This is a genomic window from Streptomyces sp. SID486, from assembly GCF_009865385.1.
Classification (GTDB): Bacteria; Actinomycetota; Actinomycetes; order Streptomycetales; family Streptomycetaceae; genus Streptomyces.
Window position 1 is genome coordinate 1 of sequence record NZ_WWJT01000612.1, and the last position, 7,208, is coordinate 7,208.

Below are 7,208 nucleotides of genomic sequence, written 5' to 3' on the forward strand. Positions count from 1 at the left end.
CCGGGGCGCACATCCCCGGCACATCCCCGGGAGCGCTGTCGGTGCCGCATGTCAGGATGGGGCGGTGTCGCAGACCGCCTTCACCGCAGCGCCGTTGATCGGCCGGAACGAGGAACTGGCCCGGCTCACGGGCGTACTGGAGCGTGCCCGGGGTGGTGCGCCCGGCGCGGTGCTGCTCGCCGGGGACGCGGGCGTCGGCAAGACGCGGCTGCTCGACGAGGTCGCCGGGCAGGCGACGCGCGCCGGGACGACCGTGGTCACCGGGCACTGCGTGGACCTCGGGGACGTCGGTCTGCCGTACCTGCCGTTCACCGAGATCCTGGGAGTGCTCGCCGCCGACGAGCGCTTCACGGCCGTGCTGGCCGCGCATCCGGCGGTGGACCGGCTGCTGGGCGCCGGTCCGGACGCGGCCGGGGGCCCGGACGGGCGGCTCAGGCTCTTCGAGGACGTCGCCGGGCTGCTGGCCGACCTGGCCGCCGTGGCCCCGCTGCTGCTCGTCCTGGAGGACCTGCACTGGGCCGACCAGTCCTCCCGGGACCTGCTGCGCTTCCTGCTGGGCCGGGGCGTGCTGCACCGGCCTGGCGGCGGCGTGCCGGGCCGGCGGCTGGCGCTCCTCGCCTCCTACCGGGCCGACGATCTGCACCGCCGCCATCCGCTGCGGCCCCTGCTCGCCGAGCTGGTCCGGCTGCCGGGGGTGGAGCGCCTGGAGCTGCGACCGCTGCCCGATCCCGCGGTCGCGCTGCTTGTGCGGGCGCTGGAGGACCGGCCGCTGCCCGACGCCGTCGTCCACGGCATCGTCGCCCGCGCCGAGGGCAACGCCTTCTACGCGCAGGAACTGCTCGCCGCGGCCGACGCGGGGCCCCTGTGCGCGGGCGAGGCCGGGGCCCCGGCGCGGACCGCCGACGGGGTGCCCAGCGGTCTGGCAGACCTGCTGCTCATCCGGGTCGAGCAGCTGTCCGAGACCGCCCAGCAGGTGCTGCGGACCGCCGCCGTGGCCGGACGGCGCGTGGAGCACGCGCTGCTGCGCGAGGCGGCCGGGCTGCCCGAGGACACCCTGGAGGCGGCCCTGCGGGAGGCGGTCGGCCACCAGCTCCTGCTCGCCCGGGACGACGGGACGTACGCCTTCCGGCACGCTCTGACGCGCGAGGCGGTCTACGCCGATCTGCTGCCGGGTGAGCGGTCCCGGCTGCACGGCGGGTACGCCCGGCTGCTCGCCGCCCGCGGCAGGGCTCCGGAGACCGCGGCGGAGCGCGCCCACCACGCCCGGGAGAGCCACGACCTGCCCGAGGCGCTCACGGCCCGTCTGGAGGCCGCCGACCACGCCCGCCGGCTGGGCGCGCCGGCCGAGGAACTGCGGCACCTGGAAGCGGTACTCGACCTGTGGCCGTCGGTGCCGGCGTCCGCCCGGCCCGCCGGGCGGGAGCTGGACCGGATCACGCTGACCCTGCGCGCCTCGGCCGCCGCGGCCCACGCCGGGGAGGTCCACCGCGCGGTCTCGCTGACCCGGGCGGCGCTCGCCGGGGTCGGCGAGGACACCGACGACGAACTGGCCGCCCGGGTCCGGTACACGCTGGCCGGGAACCTGCTGACCGTGGACAGCCTGTCGGCCGCCTTCCGCTACAGCAGCGAGGCGCTGGCGATGATCCCGGCCGAACCGCCGTCGCGTACCTGGGTGTGGGCGGCGGCCACCCATGCCGCGGCGGCCCGTCAGGTCGGCGAGGAGGAGACCGCGCTGCGGATCGGCCGCCAGGCCCTGCGGGTCGCGGAGGAGCTCGGCATGACCGCCGCCCAGGCCGATCTGCTGATCTCCCTGGCGAACACCGAGGCCGGCGGCCGGCGCTCGCCCCAGGGCCGGGCGCGGCTGCGCCAGGCCCGGGACCTGGCCCGGACCGCCCGGAACGCCCCGGTGGAACTGCGCGCGCTGTTCGGCCTGGCGATGGGCGCGTTCGAGGCCGGTGATCTAGCGGAATGCCTGCCCGTCGTGGCCGAGGGGCTCGACCGGGCCCGCCGGGCCGGGCTGTTGTCCTCGGCGTACCCGCTGGAGATGCGCTACGTCCAGCTGGTCACGCTGGTCACGCTGGGCCGCTGGGACGAGTGCCTGCGCGTGGCGGCCGAGGTGGCCCCCGCCCTGCCCGCGGCGGGCGGCGCCTTCGCGACGAGCCCCGCCCTGCTCGTCGAACTGGCCCGGGGTGACGAGAGCGCCGCCGGGCGGGCGCGTGCGCTGCTGCGGGGCCCGTTCGACTGGATGGGCACGCTGGTCGCCGGGATCGTGCTCACGGACTCCGCCGTCCGGCGCGGCGACGCGGCGGAGGCCATGGAGCGGATGCGGGAGGCGGTCGCCGCGCTCGGCGACGGTACGACGCGCCGGCCGGGCGTGACGGTCCGGCTGGCCGCGCTCTGTCTGGCGGCGGTCGCCGACCGGGCCGTGGAGCCGCGTGCCGCGGGCGGCGCCGACGAGGACCCGGGCCGCTGGGTGCGGGCCGCCGAGGAACTGGTGCAGGCGGCGCGGGCCACGGCCGAGCAGGACGCGGAGGGCGGGGTGCAGGGGCCGGAGGGACTGGCCTGGCTGGCCCGCGCCGAGGCGGAGTGGGCGACGGTCGTGTCCGGGCCGGACCCGGCGGCCTGGGAGAGGGCGGTCGCCGCGTTCGGGTACGGCGACGTGTACGAGCAGGCACGGTGCCGGTTGCGCCGGGCCCGGGCACTGCTGGCCTCGGACCGGCCGGCCGAGGCGGCACAGGAGCTGCGGCCGGCCCGGGAGACGGCGGCCCGGCTGGGCGCGGCGCCGCTGCTGGAGGAGATCGACACCCTGATCCGCCGGAGCCGTCCCGGGGTCGGCGGGGACGGTCCCGGGGCGCCGCCGCTGACCGCGCGGGAGCGGGACGTGCTGGGGCTGCTCGCCCGGGGCCGCAGCAACCGGCAGATAGGCGAGGAGTTGTTCATCAGCGGCAAGACGGCCAGCGTGCACGTCTCCAACATCCTCGCCAAGCTGGGCGCCGCGAGCCGCACGGAGGCGGTGGCGGTCGCCTATCGCCGGGGACTGATCGCGCCGGAGCCGGCCTCCGGGTGACGGCCGTGGTGCGGGGCCGTCACCCGGGCCGGTGGCGGTTCAGCGGTCGCAGTCGAGGCGGGCCGGGTCGACGGCTCCGGCCAGGGCCCGCATGCCTCTGTCGTTGGGGTGCAGATGGTCGCCGCCGTCGAGGAACGGCAGGAGGCGCTCACGGTCGTACGGGCTGCGCAGGACCCGGTCGAAGTCGGTGACGGCGTCGAACTCGCGGCGGCCGCTGCCGCGCAGGAACCGGTTCACCTCCTGCCGGACGGCCTCGGCGGCCGGGTCCCAGTCGGGCCAGCCCTTGAACGGGCCGACCGTGGCGACGACGACGCACTTGCCCCGCGCGTGCACCCTCCGGGTCAGCTCCCGGTAGCCGGCGACGAGGTCGGCCGCGGTGACACCGGTGTGCGCCTTGATGTCGTTGACGCCCTCGAAGAGGAAGACGGTGCGCACCCCGGGCTGGGACAGGACGTCCCGGTCGAGCCGGTGCAGCGCGGCCTGTCCCAGACCGTCCGCGAGCACCTTGTTGCCCGATATCCCCTCGTTGGCCACGCCCTGGACGGCCGTGCCGGCCGTGCGCAGGCGCCGGGCGAGGTAGTCGGGCCAGCGGCGGTCCAGGTCCGTGGTGGACTGCCAGCCGTCGGTGATGGAGTCACCGAGCGCGGCGACGGCGCCGGCGGCCGGGCGGGAGCTGCGGACGGCGACGGAGTCGATGTACCACCAGGAGGTGGTCGTCCCCGTCCAGTTGGTGCCGCTCTCCTCGGCGGTGTGCCTGCCCCGGGCGGTGTACGACGTCTGCATCGCCATGAAGTGGCCGGTGGCCGGTCCGGCCGCGTCCGGGGTGTACAGGCTGACGACCAGGTCGGCGCCGGCGGGTATCGCGCGGGGCAGCGGATCGCTCCAGGTGACGGCTCCGGCCGGTACGGTGACCGAGCGGGCGCCGTGGAAGGTGAGCGGCCGGTTGCTGCCGGGCCGCAGGGCGGCACCCCGGGCGCGCAGCCCCGCGTACACGCCGTCCAGGGTCAGCGGCCGGGTCCCGAAGGCGTTGGTGAAGCGCACGCGTAGACCGGTGCCGCCGACGCTGGTGCGTACCACCAGCCGGTAGCCCTGGCCGGCCGTGCTCTGGCCCACGCGGTTGCCGCTGGCCGCCCAGGTGACCACGTCGGTGGCCCGGGCGGGGGGCGCGTGCGGGGTGGCCGCGCGGACGGCGGAGACGGACTGGCAGGCGACGACGGTGAGCAGGGCCGCGGCGATGCGGCAGCAGCGCCCGAACCGGCCGGTCACCGGGCGAACTCCGGGAGCGTGACGGTCCCGCCGGGAAGCCCGTGGACCGTCCGGAACGTACCTACGAGCCCCACGCAGGTCATGGTGCGTCCCGCCGCTCTGATCCGCACCTCGGCGGGGGGACGGGCGGGTAGCCCCCGGCGGGGCCGGGGGGCAGCCGACGCGGCTCGTGGCGGCCGTCGGCGGCGGGAGGGGCGGTGGGCGGGGCTGCCGGCGTTCTCACCGGGTCTGCCGGGCGTGTGCTCCATGGCGGGATCCGATCACTGGCGGGGGGACGAGGGGACGTCCGCGCGGTCGATGTCCGGGGCGTGTTCCGAACCACTGTCGAAGGTGACGTGTTGCGGCCGGTCCTGAGGATATCGGGGACGCCGACCGCCCCGACCGTCCCCGGCCACCGGTGGAGGGGAACGCGCGGCGCGTGCCGGGGCCGGAGTCGGCGGCGACGGTCACCGGGCGGAGGCCGCCCCTGACGTGGGCCGCCCTGATCGGACAGGTGCCGGGCCGGTGCGCCCCGCGGGAGCCCGGTCCGGGCGCGCAGACGCAAACGCATGCGCACATGCGGATGCCCCGCGCGAGGCGGGGCATCCGGTCGTGCTGGGGGGCGCTGCCGTACGTCAGTGGTGAGCGCGCGGCGTGTTGGCCGCGGTGACGTTGACCGCCGCCCACGACCTGTCGACCGTCTTGTACACGGTGCTGTTCGCGCCGTACAGGTCCTTGGCCGCCTTCAGGGTCGCGATGCGCGCCTGGTGGAAGTCGGTCGTGGAGACCATGTAGCGGGTGAGCGCACGGTAGTAGATGGCCGTCGCCCGGGCGCGGCCGATGCCCTTGACCGTGATGCCGTGGTAGGTCGGCGAGTTGTAGGTGACGGCGCCGATCTTCTTCTTGCCGCTGCCCTCCGCGAGGAGGTAGTAGGCGTGCGAGGAGACACCGGAACCGGCGTGCACCTCGGTGAAGTAGACCTCGGGCGACCAGTAGTCGACGGTGCCCTCGATCTTGTCCAGCGACGGGTGGTCCAGGCGGCGCAGGAACTTCTGCCGGAGGCCCATCTTCTCGCCGATGAGGTAGTCCGCCGGGTCCTTCGCGTTCTTGGCGTAGAACTCGACGTTCGAGCCGAAGACATCCGCGAGCGACTCGTTGAGCGAGCCCGGCTCGCCGTACTGGTTGCCCCGGCGGTCGACGAAGGTCGGCTGCAGGTTGGCGGTGGCCTCGACCACGCCGTGGGTCAGCTCGTGACCGGTGACGTCCAGCGCGACGAGCGGCTTCTTGAACGACACGCCGTCGCCGTCGCCGTACAGCATGCAGCCGCATTCCGGGTCCCAGAAGGCGTTGTTGACCTTCTTGCCCCAGTGGACCATCGCCAGAGCGGCCTTGCCGTTGCCGGCTATGCCCCTGCGCTTGAACGCGGCCTTGTAGAAGTCCAACGTCTTGGTCACGCCGTACTGGGCGTCGGCCGCGGCGCTGGCCCGGCTGGTGGTCCTGCCGTTGCCCCACACGTTGGTGGTGCTGGTGAACTTCGAGCCGGCGCTGAACTTCTCCGTCTCCGAGCCCTTGGCGTCCCGCGTCTCGGTGCCGTACCGGCTCGGGTCCTTGAGCTGGTAGTGGCCGCGCGAGGTCGCCGTGGTGGTCAGCGCGACGTTGCCGACGAAGAGCGACTTGCCGGTGCCCCTGGCGGACGTCGGGTACCGCGTGACGCCGGAGAGGCCCGAGCCGGCCAGGCCGGACGCGGCGGAGCCGGAGGCGTCCGAGCCGACACCGACGGCCGGGTCGAGGGTCTCGCCGCTCTTGTGCAGGGCGTCGAGCACCTTGGGCGACAGGAACTCGTCGCGGGCGGAAACGTTGCTGCGCACCTTGCCGGTGACCGCGTCGACGACGACCGTGCTGAGGCTGTCCTTGCCGGCGACGGTGACCTGGTAGGCGAGGGCGGCGGCGCCGCCCCGGGCGTCCACCACGAGCCGGGCGCCGCTCGCGGGACCCTTGGCTGCCTGGGCGGCCTTGGCGGCGGCCTGGCCCGCGGTCAGCTTGGCCTGGGCGGTGGCCGGCTGGACGGTGTGGTCCACCGCGCGGGTCACGCCCGTGTAGGCCAGTCCCCGGTCGAGGTGGACGATGAGGTCGCCGCCGAGCACCGGAAGGCCGTCGTGCGTGCGGACGAAACGGACGTGCCGGGCACCCTCGGGGTCGATCATGACGTCCTGGGCGTGCAGCGCATCGCCCTTCGAGACGCCGGTCGCCGAGGCGTGCGCGAAGGCCGCGGTGCGCGCCGCCTCCACCACCGCCGTGGCGTTCGGGGCGGCGGAGGCGGCGGGCCGCTCCACCTTCGTGGCGGGGCCCGCGAAGGCCGTACCGGCCAGGCCCGTGGCAGCCGTCGTCACCGCGACGGCGACCGCCACGGTGCGTATGTGCGGTCTACGCAATCTGATCAGGGTTCCTTCGTTCAAAGGCGGCTGGGGTCACCAACAGCCCTGAGACAAGGCGCAGTTGAGGCGCCAAGGGGGCCGTTCCGGCCCCGGGGGCAACCCTTACGGATCAGTCATGGGCACGTAAAGCCGGAATGATCCATTTCGCGAACTTCTATGACAATCCTTTACGAACGGGGAGCCACAAAGTGATCGCGGGACGGCCGACTGTGTGTCGGCTGTGGAGACGTCACCGACATCCCCTAGGTTCCCTGGACGAGATGTGACTGAAATCGCACCAGAACCCGCGCTGACAGGAGTGGTAGAGGATGGTCTCGACAAGGCTGGGACGGGGAGCGGTCCTCGGAGCGGTCGTGCTGTCAGTCCTCACGGTCCCGGCGCGGGCCGCGACATGGGATCCGGGCACCACGGCGCGGGCCGCCTCAGGGGCGCCGGACATCCCGGCACGGCCCGCGCCCCGG

3 protein-coding genes are annotated in these 7,208 nt (G+C 74.9%); 1 reads left to right on the forward strand and 2 read right to left on the reverse strand.

The genetic code is table 11. From position 1 onward, the window contains the following. The first annotated feature begins 64 nt into the window (after positions 1–64). Entirely contained in the window at positions 65–3,067 is a 3,003-nt protein-coding gene (locus tag GT045_RS28695) for a helix-turn-helix transcriptional regulator (protein ID WP_161335962.1), read from the forward strand. A gap of 39 nt (positions 3,068–3,106) precedes the next feature. On the opposite strand, the gene GT045_RS28700 is transcribed toward GT045_RS28695, so the two are convergent. Together GT045_RS28700 and GT045_RS28705 are read right to left on the reverse strand one after the other, a co-directional pair. Then, entirely contained in the window at positions 3,107–4,333 is a 1,227-nt protein-coding gene (locus GT045_RS28700) for an SGNH/GDSL hydrolase family protein (protein WP_161335963.1), read from the reverse strand. Positions 4,334–4,947: 614 nt separating this feature from the next. After that, complete coding sequence (locus GT045_RS28705) at positions 4,948–6,744, reverse strand: M4 family metallopeptidase (protein WP_202515385.1); 1,797 nt, start codon at positions 6,742–6,744, stop codon at positions 4,948–4,950. Positions 6,745–7,208 lie beyond the last annotated feature (464 nt).